The 20,290-nt window shown below is 42.5% G+C and carries 17 protein-coding genes; 9 read left to right on the top strand and 8 right to left on the bottom strand.

From position 1 onward, the window contains the following. The first annotated feature begins 145 nt into the window (after positions 1-145). From MusilaSJ_RS05950 to MusilaSJ_RS05935, 4 genes are all read left to right on the top strand, one after another. Positions 146-1,648 carry a B12-binding domain-containing radical SAM protein gene (locus MusilaSJ_RS05950; RefSeq protein WP_274989131.1) on the top strand — a complete coding sequence of 501 codons (1,503 nt, stop codon included), beginning with the start codon at positions 146-148 and terminating at the stop codon, positions 1,646-1,648. Positions 1,649-1,651: 3 nt separating this feature from the next. Continuing rightward, a complete protein-coding gene (locus MusilaSJ_RS05945; protein WP_274989130.1) occupies positions 1,652-2,704 on the top strand; it encodes a radical SAM protein in 1,053 nt (350 codons plus the stop codon). 193 nt (positions 2,705-2,897) lie between these two features. After that, the gene (locus tag MusilaSJ_RS05940) at positions 2,898-4,361 is read left to right on the top strand and encodes a B12-binding domain-containing radical SAM protein (RefSeq protein WP_274989129.1); all 1,464 of its coding nucleotides are present in this window, start codon (positions 2,898-2,900) and stop codon (positions 4,359-4,361) included. Beyond that, positions 4,358-5,179, top strand: a complete 822-nt coding sequence (locus MusilaSJ_RS05935; RefSeq protein ID WP_274989128.1) for a class I SAM-dependent methyltransferase — start codon at positions 4,358-4,360, stop codon at positions 5,177-5,179. Before MusilaSJ_RS05940 ends, MusilaSJ_RS05935 begins: the two co-directional genes overlap by 4 nt. 114 nt (positions 5,180-5,293) lie before the next feature. Here the strand turns inward: MusilaSJ_RS05935 and MusilaSJ_RS05930 are convergent, their stop codons facing one another. The 6 genes from MusilaSJ_RS05930 to MusilaSJ_RS05905 are packed head-to-tail and all read right to left on the bottom strand — an operon-like array spanning position 5,294 to position 12,542. Further along, positions 5,294-6,256 carry a nucleotidyltransferase domain-containing protein gene (locus MusilaSJ_RS05930; protein WP_274989127.1) on the bottom strand — a complete coding sequence of 321 codons (963 nt, stop codon included), beginning with the start codon at positions 6,254-6,256 and terminating at the stop codon, positions 5,294-5,296. 57 nt (positions 6,257-6,313) lie between these two features. After that, positions 6,314-7,582, bottom strand: a complete 1,269-nt coding sequence (locus MusilaSJ_RS05925; RefSeq protein WP_274989126.1) for an O-antigen ligase family protein — start codon at positions 7,580-7,582, stop codon at positions 6,314-6,316. Beyond that, complete coding sequence (locus MusilaSJ_RS05920; RefSeq protein WP_274989125.1) at positions 7,557-8,684, bottom strand: DUF1972 domain-containing protein; 1,128 nt, start codon at positions 8,682-8,684, stop codon at positions 7,557-7,559. The genes MusilaSJ_RS05925 and MusilaSJ_RS05920 overlap by 26 nt, the downstream gene beginning before the upstream one ends. Continuing rightward, positions 8,623-9,825, bottom strand: a complete 1,203-nt coding sequence (locus MusilaSJ_RS05915) for a glycosyltransferase family 4 protein (protein WP_274989124.1) — start codon at positions 9,823-9,825, stop codon at positions 8,623-8,625. The genes MusilaSJ_RS05920 and MusilaSJ_RS05915 overlap by 62 nt, the downstream gene beginning before the upstream one ends. Further along, entirely contained in the window at positions 9,815-10,834 is a 1,020-nt protein-coding gene (locus MusilaSJ_RS05910) for a glycosyltransferase (RefSeq protein WP_274989123.1), read from the bottom strand. Before MusilaSJ_RS05910 ends, MusilaSJ_RS05915 begins: the two co-directional genes overlap by 11 nt. After that, entirely contained in the window at positions 10,827-12,542 is a 1,716-nt protein-coding gene (locus tag MusilaSJ_RS05905) for a hypothetical protein (RefSeq protein WP_274989122.1), read from the bottom strand. Before MusilaSJ_RS05905 ends, MusilaSJ_RS05910 begins: the two co-directional genes overlap by 8 nt. Before the next feature lie 165 nt (positions 12,543-12,707). Here MusilaSJ_RS05905 and MusilaSJ_RS05900 point away from each other — a divergent pair, with 165 nt between their 5' ends. Together MusilaSJ_RS05900 and MusilaSJ_RS05895 are read left to right on the top strand one after the other, a co-directional pair. After that, positions 12,708-14,120 (top strand): oligosaccharide flippase family protein, encoded by a 1,413-nt coding sequence (locus MusilaSJ_RS05900; protein ID WP_274989121.1) that lies wholly within the window; start codon positions 12,708-12,710, stop codon positions 14,118-14,120. Further along, positions 14,117-15,322: a glycosyltransferase family 4 protein gene (locus MusilaSJ_RS05895; RefSeq protein WP_274989120.1), complete on the top strand. Its 1,206-nt coding sequence runs from the start codon at positions 14,117-14,119 to the stop codon at positions 15,320-15,322. The genes MusilaSJ_RS05900 and MusilaSJ_RS05895 overlap by 4 nt, the downstream gene beginning before the upstream one ends. An 87-nt stretch (positions 15,323-15,409) precedes the next feature. Here the strand turns inward: MusilaSJ_RS05895 and MusilaSJ_RS05890 are convergent, their stop codons facing one another. Beyond that, positions 15,410-16,213: a glycosyltransferase family 2 protein gene (locus MusilaSJ_RS05890; RefSeq protein ID WP_274989119.1), complete on the bottom strand. Its 804-nt coding sequence runs from the start codon at positions 16,211-16,213 to the stop codon at positions 15,410-15,412. A gap of 114 nt (positions 16,214-16,327) precedes the next feature. Next, entirely contained in the window at positions 16,328-16,504 is a 177-nt protein-coding gene (locus tag MusilaSJ_RS05885) for a hypothetical protein (protein ID WP_274989118.1), read from the bottom strand. Positions 16,505-16,798: 294 nt separating this feature from the next. Here MusilaSJ_RS05885 and MusilaSJ_RS05880 point away from each other — a divergent pair, with 294 nt between their 5' ends. From MusilaSJ_RS05880 to MusilaSJ_RS05870, 3 genes are all read left to right on the top strand, one after another. Beyond that, a complete protein-coding gene (locus tag MusilaSJ_RS05880; protein ID WP_274989117.1) occupies positions 16,799-17,440 on the top strand; it encodes an RNA polymerase sigma factor in 642 nt (213 codons plus the stop codon). Continuing rightward, complete coding sequence (locus tag MusilaSJ_RS05875; protein ID WP_274989116.1) at positions 17,437-18,729, top strand: hypothetical protein; 1,293 nt, start codon at positions 17,437-17,439, stop codon at positions 18,727-18,729. The genes MusilaSJ_RS05880 and MusilaSJ_RS05875 overlap by 4 nt, the downstream gene beginning before the upstream one ends. Before the next feature lie 99 nt (positions 18,730-18,828). Beyond that, entirely contained in the window at positions 18,829-20,139 is a 1,311-nt protein-coding gene (locus MusilaSJ_RS05870) for a hypothetical protein (RefSeq protein WP_274989115.1), read from the top strand. The last annotated feature ends 151 nt before the right edge of the window (positions 20,140-20,290 follow it).

Genomic DNA, 20,290 nt, shown 5'->3' with positions numbered 1-20,290 from the left:
AATCCCCCTCATTTGTGATTGGGTATGGCAGTGGGTTTTATTTTGTGTGCAGACTTTGTGATGGCAGGGGTGCTTTACAGGCTGCTTAAACTAAAAGATAAACCCATTTGCCGGGGGATTGAAAGCAAAGTATTGATACTAACAGATGAACAAGATATTATTATTTAACCCGCGCAGTGCAAATAACAAGTATCGCATACCTAATTCGATACTAAATATAGCGGCCTCGGTTGATGGAAAATATGATTGGGTAATTGTTGACGGCAATTGTGAGCATGACCCTATGGTTAAGATAGATAGCTATTTAAGTACCGGCGAGTTTAAATACTTTGGGTTTACAGTTATGCCCGGTCCGCAGTTAAAGCAGGCTATTACTGCGGCAAAAACTATAAAGCAAAGATATCCCAATACCAAAATGATCTGGGGCGGGTATTTTCCATCAAATCAGCCTAACGCGGTTTTATATTCCGGTTATGTCGATTTTATTATCAACGGGCCTGGTGATCACGCTTTCCCCGCCTTGATTGATGCCCTTGAGAAAAACGAACCTTATGAGTTTATCCGCAACCTCATCTATAAAACAACCGATGGCAAGATCATCAAAACCGCTAAGGAAGATCTTTTAGACCAAGATAGTTTGCCGCCTTTGCCATATGATAAGCTGAACACTTTTTATCCCATTACCAAGTTTTTGGGTAAAACCTATCTGGGCGAAAAAACGATGGCTTATCATTCCAGTATCGGCTGCCCCTTCACCTGCTCCTTTTGTGCTGTAGTGCCAATATATGAGGCAAGATGGAAGGCAAAATCAGCCCAGAATGTTTATAAGGATGTAAAATATATTAAAGATAAATGGGGTGCAGATGCCATTGAGTTTCATGATAACAATTTTTTTGTATCAGAAAAGCGCGCGGTTGAGTTTGCCCGTTTAATCAAACCCGAAAACATGACCTGGTGGGGTATGGCCCGCATCGATACCATGTCGAAATTTAAAGATTCATCCCTTGCCGCAATCCGCGAATCAGGATGTAAGATCATCTTTTTCGGAGCCGAAAGTGGTAACAATGCCATTTTAGAACAGATGGATAAGGGCGGCACGCAAACAGGCGACCAGATCATTGAGTTTGCCGAACGCCTTAAAAAGTTTGATATCATACCCGAATATTCTTTTGTATTAGGCACTCCGGCGCCAACCCAGGAACAGGTTCAGTCGCAAATTGATTTTGAAATAGACTTTATAAAAAAGGTAAAGGCTGTTAACCCTAAAACCGAGATCGTAATTTATACCTACAGTCCTGTGCCCACCGAAGGGTCGGAACTGTTTAAACAGGTAATGAAAAGCGGCTTCCGTTTTCCCGAAACACTGGAGGACTGGATCAGCCCGGCATGGGAAGCCTTTGATCTTCGTAAAAATCCGCTCACGCCATGGCTCAGGCCGGAGATGATTGATAAGATCAGAAATTTTGAAACGGTACTGAACGGGGTGTATCCAACGGTAACTGATATCAGGCTCAATATGATTAAACGTATGGCCATTAAACTGGTAGCTACCATGCGCTATAAGGCGAGCATGTACCATTATCCTTATGAAATAAAGTTGCTACAAAAGGTTTGGCGTTACAGACAGCCCGAAATACAGGGATTTTAATTTATGCAGATGACAGGCCAATCGTTATATCATACCTTTCAGCGTTTCCGCACATTGCAAACGCACCGCGTCGCTGCGCTACCCATCGTGATTTTGATGCCGCACAGTGCCTGCAACTGCCGTTGCGTAATGTGCGATATCTGGAAGGATAATAAAAACCTGAAGCAGCTTACCGAAGCCGACGTGACCGATCTGTTAGGTGCTTTACGAAAATTCGGTACTAAGCAGGTGCTGATGTCGGGCGGGGAAGCTTTGCTAAATACCAATTTTTTTAGGTTGTGTGAGATCCTGTGTGCCGAAAAGATCAAGGTTACACTGTTATCAACAGGTTTATCTATCAGGAAAAACGCGTTCGATATTTTAAGATGGGTTGATGATTTGATTGTTTCTTTAGATGGCGATGAACTTTTACATGATGCCATCCGAAATGTTCCAGGGGCATTCAATAAATTGAAGGAGGGAGTAGAGTACATCAAATCTCTCGAACCCCAATATCGCATTACAGCCCGTACCGTAATTCACCGTTTAAATTTCAGGAACTGGCCGGCCATTATTGAAGCCGCAAGGCAAATGGGCATTGACCAGGTGAGCTTTTTACCGGCTGATGTAAGCAGCCATGCCTTTAACCGCCAAACAGCATGGGCGGAGCCACGGCAACACGAGATACTGCCAACCGAAAGCGAACTTGCCGAGTTTCAGGAGATAACAAATCAGGTACTTGCCAACAAAGGTGATTTTGCCAGCAGGTTCATTGCTGAATCTCCTGCTAAGATCCAGGATATTTATGGTTATTATGCTGCTTTTTATGGTCATAATGCATTCCCGTTTAAAAAGTGTAATGCACCATGGGTGTCGGCAGTGATTGAGGCTGATGGCGCGGTAAGGCCTTGCTTTTTTCATGAGGCGATAGGTAACATCAGGGATAATTCATTAAATGATATTTTGAATAGCAAAGAGGCGATCAATTTTCGCAAAACGCTGGATATGGCTAATGACCCTACCTGTGTTAAATGTGTATGCTCGCTTAATTTATCGCCACTGGCGAGGTTGGATTAATAATAAAAAAAGCAATGAAGCGCGGGAATGTGCGATTCCCTCCCCTGGGAGGGTGTAGGGAGGGGTTTCATCTACAGGTATAGCCGTTTTTGCAAAGGCGGATAAACCCCTCCCTGCCAAATCACAATCCCGCGCACCCCTCCCAGGGGAGGGAATAGAAAATTCCCTGGATTTAGAAACAGGCTTAAAACACATGAACAATATACTGTTTACACATTCTTACTTTTTACGGTTCGATCCTAAGCAATGGGGTATAGGGCAACCTTATGCGCCGCTGGGTACTATATACGCTGCTGCCCTGATGAGGGAGCAGGGTTACCGGGTAAGCTTGTTTGATACCATGTTTGTGAGCAATCCTGACGAGGTGATAGCCGCTATTGAGCTGAATAAACCGGATTTTTTTGTGGTTTATGATGATGGGTTCAACTACCTGACCAAAATGTGCCTCACCAATATGCGCGAGGCTGCATTTAAGATGTGTAAGCTGGCTAAGGAACGTGGCTGTACAGTTATCGTTTCCAGCTCAGATTCAACCGACCGGTATGCAGCATATCTTGCCGAGGGAGCTGATTTTGTGATATTAGGTGAAGCCGAGCAAACGCTGGCAGAACTTACTGAACATATCCGAAACGGTAATACGGATCATTTTGAGATAAAAGGATTAGCTTACACGAACGGCAGCGAGATCATTAAAACGCCCGGCCGTGCAGTGATGAAGGAACTGGATAGTTTGCCCACGCCCGCCTGGGATTTGGTGAATATGGATATCTATCGCGATATGTGGATGAAGAATGCAGGCTATTTTTCAGTTAATGTGGTAACCACCCGCGGCTGTCCGTTCAAGTGTAACTGGTGTGCCAAGCCTATTTATGGCAACCGGTATAATTCTCACAGTCCGCAGTATATTGTTAATGAGCTTAAACTGCTTAAGGAGCGATACCAGATGGATCATATCTGGTTTTGTGATGATATTTTTGGGTTGAAACCCGGTTGGGTGCAGGAATTTGCCAAACTGCTGGCGCAGGAGGGAATTAAGATCCGTTTCAAGATCCAGTCGCGGGCTGATTTGTTGGCCGGGGAAGAGGCCGTAGCAGCCCTGGCGGTCGCCGGTTGTGAAAACGTGTGGATAGGAGCGGAAAGCGGATCGCAGAAGGTACTGGACGCCATGGATAAGGGTATAACTATCGATCAGATCCATACGGCTACGCACCTCATGAAAGCGCATGGTATTAAGCCATCGTTCTTTATCCAGTTCGGTTATCCCGAAGAAACGCGGGATGATATTACGCTTACCATAGATATGATTAACCGGTTGCTGCCATTTGAAATTGGTATTTCGGTATCGTATCCGCTGCCGGGTACCGGTTTTTACGAGCGCGTTAAAACCGAGTTGAAAAAGAAAACCAACTGGACAGACTCCGACGAGATGGCGCTGATGTTTAAAAACACCTATCCGCCTTTTTACTATAAGCAATTACATAAATATGTACACCGTAACTATCACAAGCACCTGGCAAAAAATAGCTTCCAAAAACTGCTAAAAGATCCGTTTGGAAGCTCGGTAAAAAATATCAGGAAAGCGTTATCGGTGTTTTATTATGCGCCGCTTACTTATCTTGAAAAGCTGAAGCTGGAAAAATTTGAAAAGGCGATATGACCGGCACCGCATCACGTATAAACGAACAATTTGCCGAGGCTGCATTTAGCAACCAGTCGGCAGTTTTTGATGAATTGTACTCAGGCGACACGATAATTGCTTACAAGCGCAAACGCGTGCGTGATCATATCCTGCAATACCTCAAGCCTGGAAGCAACATCCTTGAACTGAATAGTGGTACCGGTGAAGATGCACTGTTTTTTGCACAAAAAGGATTTAAAGTACATGCTACTGATATTTCAAAAGGGATGCAGCAGCAACTCCGCGAAAAGGTGGTAAAGTATGATATGCAGCATGCGGTAAGCAATGAGCTTTGTTCATATACGCAGCTTGAACGGCTAAACAACAAAGGCCCTTATGATCTGATCTTTTCCAACTTTGCAGGCCTCAATTGTACCTGCGAACTGGAAAAAGTATTGAGTTCATTTGCCGGGCTACTAAATCCGGGAGGCACGGTGACCCTGGTGGTGCTGCCCAAATTCTGCCTTTGGGAAACTTTGCTGGTATTTAAAGGGAAATTTAAAACTGCTTTTCGCCGGTTTTTTAGCAGTAATGGCCGCAAGGCGCATGTTGAAGGCGTATACTTTGATTGCTTCTATTACAACCCATCCTACATTAAAAAACGTTTAAAATCCGACTTTGAGGTATGGGGTATCGAGGGGGTGTGTACCATAGTGCCGCCATCATATATTGAAGGCTTTGCCGAAAAACATCAGCGCGCCTATAAAACACTTGCCCGTTGGGAGAATAGGCTGAAGGCAACCTGGCCGTTTAAGTACGTGGGAGATTATTATATTATTTCGCTGAGGAAAAGGTAATTGAAAAAGTTGTAACCGAACTTGTTCCGGAAACTGTAGAACAAGTGTCTCATGCAAGTTTTAGACTTAGCATTTAGGACCGAAATAATCTCGGCATGACGATAAGGAGGAGTTTTACTGCGCCATCCGTTCTTCAAATTGCTGTAACAACATGGAAACTTTAATCCGGTATTTTTCTATCAGTTTAATTTGAAAGTTTTCGGGAGAGGGCTTGGCAAAATGTTTGGTTGCAGCCATGCTCATTACCGTACCCCGCATATTCAATTTCTTCATTTCAGTTTTCTTGTTCCATCGCCCGGAGGTGATTTTCATCAATACATTATCCAGCCAATCGCCGAGTGGATTATTGAACAGGCTTTCTGCCAATGTTTTATACCACCGCTTTTTTAATGGTTTAGCAGTAGCGAGGCGCATACATTTGTTAGGCAGGAAACCGGAGGTCCAGGCGTTAGATTTATAAAAACTTTCAAAGGTAAGGTCACCCTCTAATGGGATAATAGTTGCTACTTCAATTGCTGTATAAATGTTCTTTTCAACTATCTGCAGTTGGGCCTCATCAATATAGTAGTTCATGCAGTAGTTGTGCTGTTTACCAACCAAAAAGGTAAGTTTTTTGAATATATGCATAAACGTACGTGCAAGCCAGAGCCTGTTACGTTCGGTAATGATAAAAAAATCAATGTCCGAATTGTCATCGGCGAAATTCTTAGACAAAGAACCTGAAATGCCAATACCGCGAACGTAAGGAAACCTAATCAGAAAGGCGCCTATTTCTTTAGCTTTATTGATTAGCGCGGCAGCTTTTTTGTTTCCTTTATTACGCCTCACCGCTATCATATAATCGTTTTTGAGCGAATAAAACCTGTCGAAATGAAATACCAGCTTATTGACGATAAGTTGATCAAGCGCTTCAGTGAAATCATGCTGGCCATACTTGTTTTCCAAAAACAGGAATATTTCGCCGTAGGTTAACGGGTAGTCCCACATGTCAAAATAGGCAAGGGTAGCTAAAATATTATTCCTGGTATTTAACAATCGTTTATTGTTTTGTTCAACTAAGATGACTGTACTTTTCACGTCTTTGTATATATAATGATGACGTACCCCCTGCAGCTTTGGTTGCCTGTGAATAAACTAATTACACAATATTTTAGTCCGGGTCCCTGTGGTTTCTGAGCTTGCAGAAAACATTAATAATGAGAAAAATACGCCATAAAAAAAGATGCCTTTATCCACATCTAAAAAGTTTTCGGAAAAGGAAACGGCGGTTATAATAACCATAAAAGCCATGAGCAATAAATCGCGTTTTGCAAGGGCTGTTCTGATACCAAATACCAGTACACACAGGTAAATAAGTAAACCGGCAATGCCCGATTTAATAAAAAAGCTGATAAACTGGTTATGCGCATTTAACCCGGCCAGGTACGACCGGTAAAACCGGTGATCAAAAAATGGGTCTTTGAGCATTCCAATTTCAGTGCCTGCGCCATGACCTATAACAGGCGATTGTGCTCCCACGCTAATGGCCACGCTCCATCTCGCTAATCGCGGATCGGTAAGTTCGGTGTCGGTTGATTGGCTCAGGTCTTTTTTTAGCTCGGTTACATAACGTTCTTTAAAAGTATCCCGGGTATAAATGCCTGCCATCACCACTATAAATAATGCTGCGCTAATGGCCATAAACCTGAAGCGGTTTCGCCCTTTTAGTATAAACAAAGGCAGCGCGATATTTATAATAAGCAGCAAAGCTATAAATATCGATTTTGAACTAAGCTGCAGAACCCCCATTGCTAAAATGCCACAGCAAGTAAGCCAGAAAAATTTACGGGTCTTTACTGTTTCCCTCACTAAAACATACAGCAGATAAACCAGCGCTATAGCTATCTGCATGGAAAAAAATGTAGCATGGATTTCCAGCGGTTCCGAAAAATTGTGGTTTGTGAATGCTGGGGACGCTAATGCGTTTAAAGGCAGATGATAATATTTTATGGTAGAAATAGCCTGTAAAAAAAGGTAAGTGATAGTGATGGTACAGCCTAATGAAAATACAAGTAAAAACTTATGCCGGTATTTTTTTAAATCGAGCGGATTAAAACAAAAAATTAGCGGGATAAGCAAAATAGTAACCTGCCTGCCTAACTCTGTAAAAGCCTGGGGTTTATTGGATGTGTAAATAATGCTCAAAAGCGTTACAAAAAAAACAGCAGCCAAAGCAAAGTTAGCCCTTGTTAATAGCGGCTTTATAGTTGTTTTGCGAATTTGTATAATAGTATGCAGGGCCAGGCCTATTAAAAACAGGTGGCTGTAAAACAGGTTGAAGGGCAGGCTCAGCAATAACAGTATCAGCAGGTAATAGCTTATCCTGTTGTTTAGCGTATCATCGGGCCTTAGTAACTTTTCCATGTTGTTGCTGATAGCATTCCAGTATAAAATCTTCGTAATCGTTGATCACTACCTCCCAGTTAAACTGGTATTGGATCTTATGAAGGTTATTTTTCACCATTTCGCGTTCGGTATCCTTGCGCTGTACATTCTCAACCAAATGGCGCACTTCGTTAGCATTATCAAAATAAAAAGCATCTGAATTGAGTACTGATTTATTGAAAGGGTTATTATGGGCGGCAATCAAGGCTTCGCTGGCCATGGCTTCAAGCAGGGACGGATTAGTACCTCCCACGCTGTGCCCGTGGAAATACAGGTAGCTGTTGTTTTGTAGCGCGCGCACAACCGAATTATCAAAATTGGCGCCCTTAAACTGGATGCGGTCATCGTTTTTAAACCTGTGGGTTATGAATTTGCCAAAGCGGTTACTGGTATCGCCCAAAACCATAAAGCTTTTTTTTGATGAACTGTTGTTAAAGCCTTCTAAAATAGTTTCGATGTTGTTTTCGGGCTCCATACGGGCCATCAGCAAAAAATAATCTTCTTTGAGCACCTCGCTTTTATCAAACTGCTCACGTTCCTGGTCTGAAAACAGATCGGCGCCATAGGGGATATACCGGCTGTCAACCTCGTACTTATCCTTAAGGTATGACCTGATCACCCTTGAGTCGGAAATATAATACTGGCTATGTTTCACTGCCAGCTTTTCCGCGTACTTCAAAAATTGTTGTACAGGCTTTGAGTACTTGGAGCGTTTCCACTCCAGTCCATCCATATTGGTAATGATAACGCTGTTGGGCGGGTAAAGACGGCCCCAAACCGAGCTGCTGGTGTAGCCCATAAGCAGTACTACATCAAACTTACGTTTACGGGCATCCATAAGGCAGTTAAAATCATAGGCAAACTGCCCGGCAGTGCCTATCAGATACTCCGGATCGTAACAATGTACAATGTTAACGCCGTTCCAGGTATCGGCTTCATAAGGGTGGTTGTGTGAGTTATAAACAGTGACTGAATGCCCTTTTTTTACCAAACCGGCCGATACATATTCGGAAATATGCTCAAACCCGCCATAGTAGTTCGGGATGCCCCTCGTTCCTAAGATCGCTATTTTTAGTTTCATGACAATGAAAATTTGCTTGTAACAAGTTGTAAAATATGGTGCTGCTTTTTTGCCAGTGGTATTGCTGTTCAACATGCAGCGCTACCTGGCTGGTGAAGGCATCGCCGGGTGGTTGCTGTGCGGCAAGTAATAGCTTTTGCTCAAAATCGGCATGATTGGCCGGGTTAAAAGTATATGGCGCAAAAAAGTAGAAATTTTTCATAGCTGTTTCTGCCGAGCATAATACCGGTGCACCACAAATGGCTGCTTCAAGCGGCGGGATCCCAAAGCCTTCGGCTTTTGAGGGATATACAAACAGCCTGCAGGCCCGGTAGAAGGCCGCCAGATCGGCCTGTTCTGCCTGCGGTACCCACCTGAAAAACCGCTCTTGCTCAGGCGTAAGGCTCTTGATGAGCCTGGCTAAACCGAGCGTTTTTATGGATGCTTTACCAATGAACACCAGGCCAATGTCTTGTTCGTACAGCTTCAGTTTCAAATATTTTTGCAGTAACAAAAGGTGGTTTTTGCGGGGTTCAATGCGGCTGGTGTACAGGATGAAATTTCTTATGCCGAATTTTTCTGCTACCCAATCTTCTGCCTCTTTTTTTGATGACTGGTATTGCAGCAATGAGTTATTTACCCCGTTTTGGATAATATGCACCTCGTCAGCGGGAATGTGGTAATAATCACAGATCCGTTCTTTCGAATAGTCTGATACAGTGGTTTTGATATCTGCATTTTTAATGCTGCGGCCAAAAAGGTAATTGCGCGGTATGCTGAACAGGATCGGGAAATCCTTTCTGAAATCGTTAAACAGCATATCATGCATGGTTACTACGTACCTGCAGCCCGCTATTTTTTTAGGGCTGATGTATTGAAAGTGCGCGAAATCAAACCTGTATTTTTTGATATAGGCCGGTATATCAAAAACAAAGCGCAGGAGGTTGACTCCCCGGTTTTTATAGGGTAGTATATTTTGTGACGGCAACAGCGGGAACAACCTGCGGATATTATCAGTATCATGGGCGCCCAGGTAAATATCTATGTCCGGGCGGTGGGCCAGCAGGTGGTTGTATAATTCGCGTATAAAAGTTTGCGCCCCTTGAAATTCTTTATCAAAGGAGTGGGCATCAACAAACAGTTTTATCTTTTTAGCCGCCATAATTCAATTCGTTTTGATTTAAAACAGCGGTTGGCAGCTCGGCTTCGGCTAAACGGAAATTGCGTTTACCTAATTGATATAAACTCATCAGCGTACGCTCGGGCAAAAATGACATCAGCAGCAAAAAATAATTTTTGAGATGCAACGGACTTATCGAAAGTGTTTTGAGCAGGTTTTTCCTCGCCTTTTCCGGCTGATAATTATTCCACAGGTATTTTTTGCCGAGCAGGGCATAATAGGCGCCTTTTTTGATGCGTGGAGATAACTGTTTAATGCCGATCTCGGACAACTGCCTTCCTTCGGCTTCAGTAATGCTCCCCTTGCGCAGGGTATTGTATTTAATCTGCCTGAATCTTCCTGTACGCCATTTTTCATCAATGGTAATAGATTCGGCATTGAGCCTCACCTTAATGAGCGGTTGATTAAGGTTAAAAGCCTTTTCGTGTTTAAGGATAGCTGCCCACAAAAAATGATCTTCAAAAGTGTAGGCTAACTCATTATAGCCACCCGCCTTTAAAACAGCATCACGCTTGTAAAACACACTGGAGTGGATGAAGGGACAAATTCTGTAACTGAGCTGCCTGATCTCGTTATGGCTCAGGGCATCAGGTTGCCAGGTAAATATCAGGGCGCCGTTAACATCAGTATAGTCAACTCCCGAACCAATAATGCTATAATAAGGGTGTGATGTGATGAAATCATACTGAACCTGCAGGCGATAAGGATAGCATACATCATCGGCGTCGAAACGGGCTATATATGGCGCCCTCGCATGGCGTAAACCGTTATTGAGGGCCGCAGCTACGCCTTTGTTTCCCTGGCTCAAAACCACGATACGCTCATCGTTAAATGATTTAATAACATCGGTCGTGTTATCAGTTGAGCCATCATTTACAATGAGCAGCTCAAAATCAGTAAACGATTGCTCAAGCACCGATGTAATGGCCTCTCGAATATATTTTCCGGCATTATAAGCAGGCATTAAAACAGTAATTTGAGGGCTATGCATACGCAAGTTCCTCCTGCACTGTAGTTTTTGTTTTCAAATGGGGTATAGTAGTTTCTTTTATATTGAGGAGTAACATTAATTCAAAAATTACCAGTACCGAGAGCTGCTCGAACCAGTAATCAAGAAAAAATATGCCTGTTACCATCATTAATATGGGCAAACCATAACTAAGCTTTTTATAATGCCGGGCAAAAAAGCCAATGTAAAATATAAGCAGGGCAAGCAATCCGAGGATACCATATTCACTCAGCATTTGATCGTAAGTGGAGTAGGGGTTATTGCGTACCGAACGGAAACCAGCATCCTTGCTGAAAAAGCTCAGGTACAGGTCTAAATGATTGTGCATAAATGCAGGGTTGATATAGATGTATTTTGGGGGATAATTGCCCCTGATGCCTGCACCAACCGCTCTGAAAGCTATTTTGGATGAAAAATTTCCGGGAGCTAAACCCACTATACTTTGTAAAGGATGACTGATGAGATAATTAAAGGTTTGTATTGCACCGGTGATCTTTCCAGGCAACGCGGGCCTGAAGGGTTCAAGCCGGCAAAGCGCCAGCTGAGCCCTGTGGGCAGCTATACAGTCGATAAGCTGTTGCCTGTCGGGCGTCATTTCGCCGGTGTTATAAAATTCGGCAAAGTGTGTGTTTGGTGCCGGGATGTATAGCCTGCCGTCATCGGTAAGCGGTAAGCCTTTAATTTTTTTATCAAGTGCGCTTGGTTTTTCCTGTTGGGCCTTTATCCTGCTCAGGCTGTCCAGATAGTTTTGTGCAAATCTCCTTCTTTGTTCATCCCTGGTTATGAATCGCCCTCCGGGATTGGCAGTTGTTACCTGCACTGCAGCCTGGCCCTGTTTTTCAATACGGTTTTCCCGTAGCGTACTTTTAGTAACCTCGTTAATATACTTTTCATTTTGCGGCGATATTTTTACCATGGAGATCACATAAATCATAAGGGCCGCCACGATCATGCTTTTTTGATTGCGCGTGGTTTTAAAAACAAAAATGAAAGCGAGGGTCAGCAGTACCAAAATGCTGATGAGGTTACTGTAGGTAAGTGCCAGCGTACTCATGCACACGATCATCATGGGCAAGCTATTCTTATAAATGAAGTAAAACACACCGAAAGCACAGATAACAGCATTGGTTGATGAAATGTCAAAGCTCATGCCCATTACATCATCGCCGGTATTGATATAATAGCGCTGATGCATCCCCATAAAAGCATAGGGGTTAATGCTTTTGGTAATCCACATGATGTGCATTAGGTTACCTGCCGAGAAAACTGCGTTTATGATAAAAAAAATGATCAGTGTACGGTAAATGGTTTCGGCATCTGTTTTATCAACCATCAGCTTAACCTGGTGAACGGCCAGCAGGGCCAGCGCCCAGCATATCAAAGCCCAGCTAAAAACGGGTATATAATACAGGTTGGCAAAATTTTGGTTGATGATGGCTGCAGCAATAGCTATCGGGAAAACGAGCAAATAGAATAACGGGATCCTTGAATTGCGCAGCTTAAAGCCAAATTGAAAGTTAAACTGGCTTGTGTAAACAAAAAGCAATGCCACTATCTTAAATGGGATCCGCACGTTGATAAACAGCAGCAGGAAGATCAGCAGCCGCCAATCGGCATAAGTTTTCCACCTCTTAATATCAAAACCCGGCAAACTGATTGTCATTATTCCCTTGTATTTATTGATGTTCATTTCCCGGTTTTGCCGGCCTTGTTGTTTAAATAGGTTACGTACCAAAAAATGGAATGGTTGCCTCGTTATTGTGCTGATATATGCAGATATTTAACCGGGATATAAAAATGTTACAGGCAACCGGCCGGTAAAAACAATAGTATAAGAGTATAAACATATACGTCGTTGTTCGGGAGTAAAGCGTTCATCAGGTTTTTTTCGTCAGGTTTGCAGGCACTTGCCTTGCAGGTGCTTGGCAGTATTTTTTTTTACGTTATTTCTGTTTACCTGAGTAAAGACAGTTTTGGGGCCATTAGCTGGATGAATGCCTTATCGATATTTGTTACCACCATCCTGGGGTTTGGACTGGAGCAGGTAGTGATCAGGCGGATAGCAGCCTCACAGCGGTCGGATTGGGCGGCGGCGGCATTTTTGTTCCATTCGCTCGCTGCTTTTTTTGTAACCCTGGGCGTATTGTTATTATTAAGTTTAATATTGCACGACAATATTTACCAGGCGCTGCCATGGTTTTTTATAGCCCAGGGCCTGCTTTTCCTGGGTGTTCCGTTAAAGCAGTTTTTAAATGCAAAGGAAAAATTTACGCCTTATGCCATAATCGCCATCATAAGTAACAGCCTAAGGGTTTGTGGTGCGTTTTATCTCATTACTATACAGCAATTACAAGTTCGCTCTGTAGTAATGGTAATGATAGGCACGGCCGGGGCCGAATTGCTGGCCCTGCTCATTTATGTTATCACGAAAACAGATTTTAGTTTTAAATTTCAATTTCGGGCTTATAAAAAGTTGCTTAAAGAAGCCACGGCGCAGTATGTATCAGTAATATTTGACATGAGCCTGTCGCGGATGGATTGGCTGTTGCTGGGTTTTATGGCAAGCAAAACCGTGTTGGCCGATTATAGTTTCGCATACCGGGCTTATGAGCTTTCACGGTTGCCAATGCTTATTATAGCACCCGTTATTTTACCGCGCCTGTCAAGGCTGATGGCCTTAAAGCCATCTAACCAATTGCAGGAGCAGGTAAATTCCTTTAATACAGCCGAGTTATTGTTGGCTATGCTCTTACCTCTTGTCCTTAATATACTTTGGACACCTGTAGTAGGGATGATAACCGGCGGCAAATATGGCGCTGCCAATGCTACCGAGTTTTTGATCCTGTCGTTGTGTATTCCCTTGCAATTTTTTATAAACCTGCTTTGGTCGTTAAGTTTTAGCGTTAAAAAGTATAAGGCCGTATCATCTGTTACCGTAATCTGTGCTACAACAAATATTGCGCTTAACTTGATATTGATCCCGCTACTGAATGGTAGTGGTTCCGCTGTGGCATTTTTAATTACCAATATATTACAGGCGGTGCTCTATTACAGGTTGGTGAATAAAAATATCATGCATATCAGCTTGCGTCCATTTGTGATACTACTTCCTGCTGCTTTGGCCGGCTGGTTTATAACAGCTTCAATCAACATACATTTCTTGTTCAGGCTTTTATTGGGGATAGTTTTTTATCTGTTAATAGCTTTAATATCAAAACAATTGAGCAGTCGCAATATTCAAAACAGTAAACAGTTTTTGGCGCAATGAACATATTATATCTGTGCGATGAATATCCTCCCGGACCACATGGCGGTATCGGAACCTATGTACGGCTCATTGCCCGGCAAATGGTAAAGCTGGGACATAAGGTAATTGTTGCCGGGTTGTATAGCCGCGGATATGGAGGCGCGGATCAATTTGAGGATGAAGGTGTCAAAGTTTTGAGATATCGCTGGGGTATTGATGATAAGTGGTTTGAAAATCAGCGGTCTGCCGGGGTACGGATGCTTAACAGGATATTACTGGATACAGGTATTACGCAACGGGATATAAAAAGAAGCCTTGCGGCTTATCAAAAAAAACTGGAACAGATCATAGCTGATGAGCAGATCGGTATTATTGAAATGCCCGATTATAATGACTATATCAGGTTTTGTAAATCATATGTGCCGTTTCCGGCATTACCTGTTCCTGTAGTTGTTAAATTGAATGGTTCCATTACTTACTTCAATGCTGAGGCCGGAATACCGGTTGCGCCGCATGTGTTGAAAATGGAGCAGGATATTTTAAACCGGGCAGCAGCCGTTAGCAGTGCAAGCGCCTATACTGCCGGTAAAAGCGCTGCTTATCTGTCGTACAACAAGCCAATCACAGTATTATATAATGGCATAGATACAAACATAGCCATTGGAAACAGTACGCCGGTTGATAACAAACAGTTGGTATTTACGGGGAGCCTTGTTCAAAAGAAAGGAATTTTTAAGTTAGCAGAGGCCTGGAATACAGTTATAAAACAGATTCCTGATGCCCGGTTGCTGATACTGGGTAAAGGCCCGGTAAATAAGGTAACTGCCTTTTTGCAGAAGGACGCAAAAAGCAGTGTTGTGTTTAAAGGGCATGTTGGGAGGGATGAACTTTATGCCTGTTTAAGTAATTCGGCAGTGGCGGTATTCCCATCATATGCAGAAGCTTTTGCACTTGCACCGTTAGAGGCCATGGCATGTGGAACGGCGGTGATCAATTCAAACCGTACATCCGGCCCCGAACTTGTTGATGATGGCGTTAACGGGTTGCTGGTAGATCCCGACAATATTGAGCAATTAGCATCGGCAATAATTACATTGCTCAATGAGCCTGAAAAACGCCTGCGACTTGCTTTAGCTGGCAACGAAAAAGTGAAAGAATGTTTTGATATCGATATCGTGGCGAGGCAAACGTTGCAGTTTTACCAACAGGTGCTGGGCAAATAGTCTTCAGTTGATAGTACTTAGTTGTAAAGCCAAAAGTCCTGTTTAATTTTGACTTCAGACTGTCGACTAAATGATACCATGCCTTGGTTAGTTAACCTGCTCTATAACCAACTCGTTACGATAGGTTTTTTGCGTTTGAGGCAACTCTCTATATTGTTTCAGGTAAGCGTATTTAAGGCGTGTGTTTTTATAAATAATACGCGCTATAGCCAGTCCTTCGGCTCCATCTAAAAAACCAAGCCTGATAATATAATTGCGTAAAAAGCCAAAAGCAGGTGAAAAATATAGCTTGATAAATGTTGCCTTTTTACCAGCTTTGTAATATTTGGCTGCACTTAGCTGCGCATAAAGAATAGCCTTACGCTTAAAGTCGTCAATATCGGTTACAGAGTGATGTTGGAGATACCCTGCTATGCTTTTGATTTCGGCGTCGGAAGGCAAAAGTAGGGTTTCGTGTACTTCGGTTTCGCCCCATTTTACCAATGATCGATTAAACAAACGCAAGTGATGATCATGTCCCCAATTACCAAAACGGATCAGCTTTTTGCCAAAGTATGATTTGAATTTGATATCGTAAACCACATTCGGTTTGTCAAAGGTTAAATCATGGAGCGATTTAATAAGCTCCAAATCAGGTACCTCATCGGCATCAATACTTAAGATCCAGTTGTAGCGGGCCTGAGCTACCCCTTTATTTTTGTTTGCGCCGTATCCGCTCCAGCTTTTTTGAAACACCCTGCAGCCATAACGGGAGGCAATAAGTGGCGTGCCATCGGTGCTGTCATTATCAATCACAACAATATCATCAGTAATTAAAGAAGCCATTTTTATACAATCTTCAATTAAGGCAGCTTCGTTTTTAGTAATGATTACAACAGACACCGGTACCATGCAGCAGTAGTATTAGTATATAAATTATTAAGGACTTATTATGCCCTTTTATAATATATATCGTGCATGGCCCGGGGATGGTTGCCTTAAGGTAAATAAACCGGCGAAAAAACATTATGGATTTTGCTTATTCCATTCTGTTACATTAACCAGTTTATCAGAAACGGCATTTCGGCAATTCGGATTAGGACACAGGATGATCCAGCGATCTTTAGTTTGCTCAATTACCGGACGTGTCCCGCAAGTCTTGCAATTTTTAATCGGGAAATTGGGGTTTATTTCGATTTTCATAAAAGGCCTTTAAAACAGGCGGTGATTTATATGGGCATTACGCTATAAACACACGTACCAGTTGCCTTAACGGTCAAAAATATAATTATTTGTAAGGATTTATTAAGGATGTATTAATTTGTGCATATTTTGTATAAAAGATTCCCGCAAGTGAGAAAAGTGTGCATGATTTTATCCAACTGTGTGAAAAATTTAAATTATTTTGCACAACAGGCAACCTTTTAATAATAGTTGCCGTGATGTGCGTAGATAAGGTTAAATTTATGTGTTTGATTCTGAGTTTATAAACCCCATATGGGCGAAGAAGAGTTACATCAACTGATCAATGGCTGCGTAAAGCAGGACAGAAAAAGTCAGAAAATGCTCTATAAGGCGTTTTATGGCTTTTCTATGGGCATTTGTCTCCGTTATGCAGGTAACCGTGATGAAGCTGCAGAAGTTATGAACCAGGGCTTTATGAAGGTGTTTACCCATATAGACAGGTTTGATACTTCAAGGCCGTTTAAAGCATGGATTGGCCGTATTATGATGAATGTTTCTATTGATTATTACCGGGCCAATTTAAAAATGGCTTATACCGAGGATTTGGAGAAGGCGGAAAATGTGAGCGAGGGAGACTTGACAGATAAAAATTTAAATTATGAAGATCTGCTGGCTATGATACAGCAGTTGCCACAGGCTTATCGTACTGTTTTTAACCTTTTTGCGATTGACGGATATTCGCATGAGGAGATAGGGGAAATGTTAAATATTAATCCGGGCACATCAAAGTCAAACCTGCACAAAGCACGTCAAAAACTAAAACAAATGATATTAAAAGCAGAGGAAACTGCTAATAAAACCAATTACAACAGGGGTATGGATTTTAACCCGATTGTGGCCTATAATGGCATCGATGTAAGGAACACTTTTTTTAATAATGGTATCAGGGGATGAAAAGCGAAGACGATTTAGATAACATTTTTAAGAGGAGGCTGGAAGACCCGGCAAATCATCGCGCTTTTAACGAGGATGACTGGGACGCGCTTGAGCAAATGCTTGACAAGGGCAAAAAACGCCGTGGAATTGTTTACTGGTTGCCAATTGCAAGCGGGATAGCGGCGATGCTGCTGCTGTTTTTAGGATGGTGGTTTTTTAAACCTAATGTAAAGGATGATAATACAGGAGGGCAACAACAGGTTAAGGTTAAGCCCGCTGCGCCTAAAACAAATCCCGGAACCAGTGGTGGGGTTACACCGCAATCACCAACAGACAGTTTATTATCACCTCGTCCGGCAGGCAACAGTAATATAGCTGTCAACAGCAATACCAGTAATCATGTTCATGCCGGTCAAATAAACTTGGTACCATCTGTGGCCGGTTCCCACCATAATATTCCCGGTGTAAACAAAAAGGAAATTAGCCGGGATACTATTATGCAACACGATCACGCCCTGATGGCAGGTACCGAGCCGGCTGGTAATAATGGTACTATTTCAAATTTGCTGGCAAATAGGGCGTTATCACTTGACATACAATCTTCTCCTTTAGCTGTTCCAGATTTTAAAACAAATATTGAAAGGCAACCTTTTCAAGCACCTGCAACAAAACCTGATAAAAAAATAACTAAACAGAGCTTTGGTTACCGGCCGCAATGGGCTATTACGGCGCTGGCATCATCTGATGTTAATGGTACAAATTCTTTTCAGGGAAAAGTTGGCAGCAACTATGGTTTACTGCTTTCATTCGGTGCTACAAAAAAATTAACTATTACAAGCGGCGTTGTTTATTCGTCAAAACCATATAGTACAAGTTTTTCAAATTACCGTACCGCGTATAATTTCAGGCAGGATCCAACCGATGTAACTGCCGATTGTAAAATGCTTGATATTCCTATAAATATCGGTTACCAGGTTTATGGTAATGTGCGCAACAAGCTTTCTGTAGGCACAGGTTTGTCATCATACCTCATGCTTCATGAAAAATACAGATTTAATTATGCGGATGGCAACAATGGCGGGGTATGGCCTCAAACCTACACCGTGCCTAACAGCAAAGGATATCTATTAAGCATTATTAATATTAACGCTACATATGAACATAAAATAAACTCAAAGTTTGGTGTAAGCGTTCAGCCATATATGAAAGTGCCCATCTCCGGAGTTGGATATTCTGATATCAAATTGCAATCGACAGGTGTAGCGGTAGGCGTAACTTATAACATTAATTCGTTTAGAAAGCCTTAAATGGTTTCCGGTACGTTTGCTTCTGTAGGGGTTGCATTCACTTTATACTAAATGGAATTATTATCTTGCGCCACATTTACGCGCACAAGATCATTCGCCATGAAAAAACTACTGTTTTTTGCACCTCTGTTGTTATTGTTTTCATGCGGGCAGGGCCCGGCGCAGCAGCTCGAAAATAAAAAGCTCAATCACCTCGCTGTCGAATATGTAAAACTTGGTTTAACTATAGGACAGTATGATGGTGATTTTGTAGATGCCTATTATGGCCCGGACTCATTGAAGCCTAAACAGGAAGCACTGAAAACTTTCCCTAAGGATAGCTTGCTGGCATCGGCAAATAGCCTGATGAATGATCTGCGTACCATCGCCAATACTTCAAAAATTGATACTAATAAGATCCGCGCTAATTGGATGGCCGATCAGTTGATTGCTTTCAGTCGCCGGATCCGTATTTTTTCGGGAGAGGAAAGACCTTTTGATGAAGAATCGCGCGAGTTATTTGGTGTAGCTGCCCCGGTTTATACCGATGATTTTTTTAAGGGGCAGATAGCCCTGCTCGACAGCATTTTACCGGGCAAAGGAAACGTGAACGACAGGTTTCAAAAACTGGCCAATAAGTTCATTATCCCAAAAGATAAATTAGACCCTGTTATAAAAGCGGCTATTGCCGAAGCCCGCAAGCGTACAATTGCCCATTACCAACTACCCGCCGGCGAAACATTTACGCTGGAATATGTAACTAATAAGCCATGGTCGGGTTATAACTGGTATAAAGGAGGTTACAAAAGCACTGTACAGATCAATACCGATCTGAAGATTTTTATTGACCGTGCCATTGATGTGGGCAGTCATGAAAGTTATCCCGGACACCATGTATACAACATGCTGCTGGAGAAAAACCTTTATCATGATAAAGGCTGGGTTGAAATTTCTTTGTACCCATTATTCAGTCCGCAATCGCTGATTGCCGAGGGCAGTGCCAATTACGGTATTGAAGTAGCTTTCCCCGGTGATGATAAAATAAAGTTTGCGAAAAACGTATTGCTGCCGCTGGCCGGGTTAGATACAGCCGGTGCCGACCTGTATTTCAAGGCCCTCGCCATAAAAGGCACTTTAAACTATGCCCGCAATGAGGCTGCAAGGGGGCTGATCAATAATACCATGAGCCAGGATAAGGCGCTGTCCTATCTTAGAAAATACTGTCTCATGAACGATGAGACAGCTCAAAAATCAATCAGCTTTATCAAAAAATACCGCAGTTATGTTATCAACTATAATTACGGCCAGGATTTGGTGAAAAACTACATTGAATCAAACGGAGGTACTGCAAAAACTCCTGCAAAACGCTGGGAGTTGTTTGGAAAACTGTTGAGCCAGGAGGTTGCGCCGGTTAGTTTAGTGAAGAAATAAAAGTATAGGTTCCCCATAGAGGATTCTTGTAATGCCATGGCTTTATTAGCTATGGCATTTTTTATGGACGAAATGATATATGCAGGTAACGGATGAATATTTGTAAAATAATTTTTATTCATACATTTAGAGAGCGCCGTTACTAATCAGC

It is taken from the genome of Mucilaginibacter sp. SJ (assembly GCF_028993635.1).
Taxonomy (GTDB): domain Bacteria; phylum Bacteroidota; class Bacteroidia; order Sphingobacteriales; family Sphingobacteriaceae; genus Mucilaginibacter.
This window is presented reverse-complemented; position numbering and strand designations above follow the sequence as displayed.

Excerpts from the sequence above, each read along its gene's own strand:
- MusilaSJ_RS05890 (WP_274989119.1), bottom strand. The coding sequence starts at position 16,213 with ATGGTACCGGTGTCTGTTGTAATCATTACTAAAAACGAAGCTGCCTTA.
- MusilaSJ_RS05875 (WP_274989116.1), top strand. The coding sequence starts at position 17,437 with ATGAAAAGCGAAGACGATTTAGATAACATTTTTAAGAGGAGGCTGGAA.
- MusilaSJ_RS05945 (WP_274989130.1), top strand. The coding sequence starts at position 1,652 with ATGCAGATGACAGGCCAATCGTTATATCATACCTTTCAGCGTTTCCGC.
- MusilaSJ_RS05870 (WP_274989115.1), top strand. The coding sequence starts at position 18,829 with ATGAAAAAACTACTGTTTTTTGCACCTCTGTTGTTATTGTTTTCATGC.
- MusilaSJ_RS05920 (WP_274989125.1), bottom strand. The coding sequence starts at position 8,684 with ATGAAACTAAAAATAGCGATCTTAGGAACGAGGGGCATCCCGAACTAC.
- MusilaSJ_RS05895 (WP_274989120.1), top strand. The coding sequence starts at position 14,117 with ATGAACATATTATATCTGTGCGATGAATATCCTCCCGGACCACATGGC.
- MusilaSJ_RS05910 (WP_274989123.1), bottom strand. The coding sequence starts at position 10,834 with ATGCATAGCCCTCAAATTACTGTTTTAATGCCTGCTTATAATGCCGGA.
- MusilaSJ_RS05940 (WP_274989129.1), top strand. The coding sequence starts at position 2,898 with ATGAACAATATACTGTTTACACATTCTTACTTTTTACGGTTCGATCCT.
- MusilaSJ_RS05905 (WP_274989122.1), bottom strand. The coding sequence starts at position 12,542 with ATGAACATCAATAAATACAAGGGAATAATGACAATCAGTTTGCCGGGT.
- MusilaSJ_RS05885 (WP_274989118.1), bottom strand. The coding sequence starts at position 16,504 with ATGAAAATCGAAATAAACCCCAATTTCCCGATTAAAAATTGCAAGACT.
- MusilaSJ_RS05925 (WP_274989126.1), bottom strand. The coding sequence starts at position 7,582 with ATGGAAAAGTTACTAAGGCCCGATGATACGCTAAACAACAGGATAAGC.
- MusilaSJ_RS05935 (WP_274989128.1), top strand. The coding sequence starts at position 4,358 with ATGACCGGCACCGCATCACGTATAAACGAACAATTTGCCGAGGCTGCA.
- MusilaSJ_RS05880 (WP_274989117.1), top strand. The coding sequence starts at position 16,799 with ATGGGCGAAGAAGAGTTACATCAACTGATCAATGGCTGCGTAAAGCAG.
- MusilaSJ_RS05915 (WP_274989124.1), bottom strand. The coding sequence starts at position 9,825 with ATGGCGGCTAAAAAGATAAAACTGTTTGTTGATGCCCACTCCTTTGAT.
- MusilaSJ_RS05950 (WP_274989131.1), top strand. The coding sequence starts at position 146 with ATGAACAAGATATTATTATTTAACCCGCGCAGTGCAAATAACAAGTAT.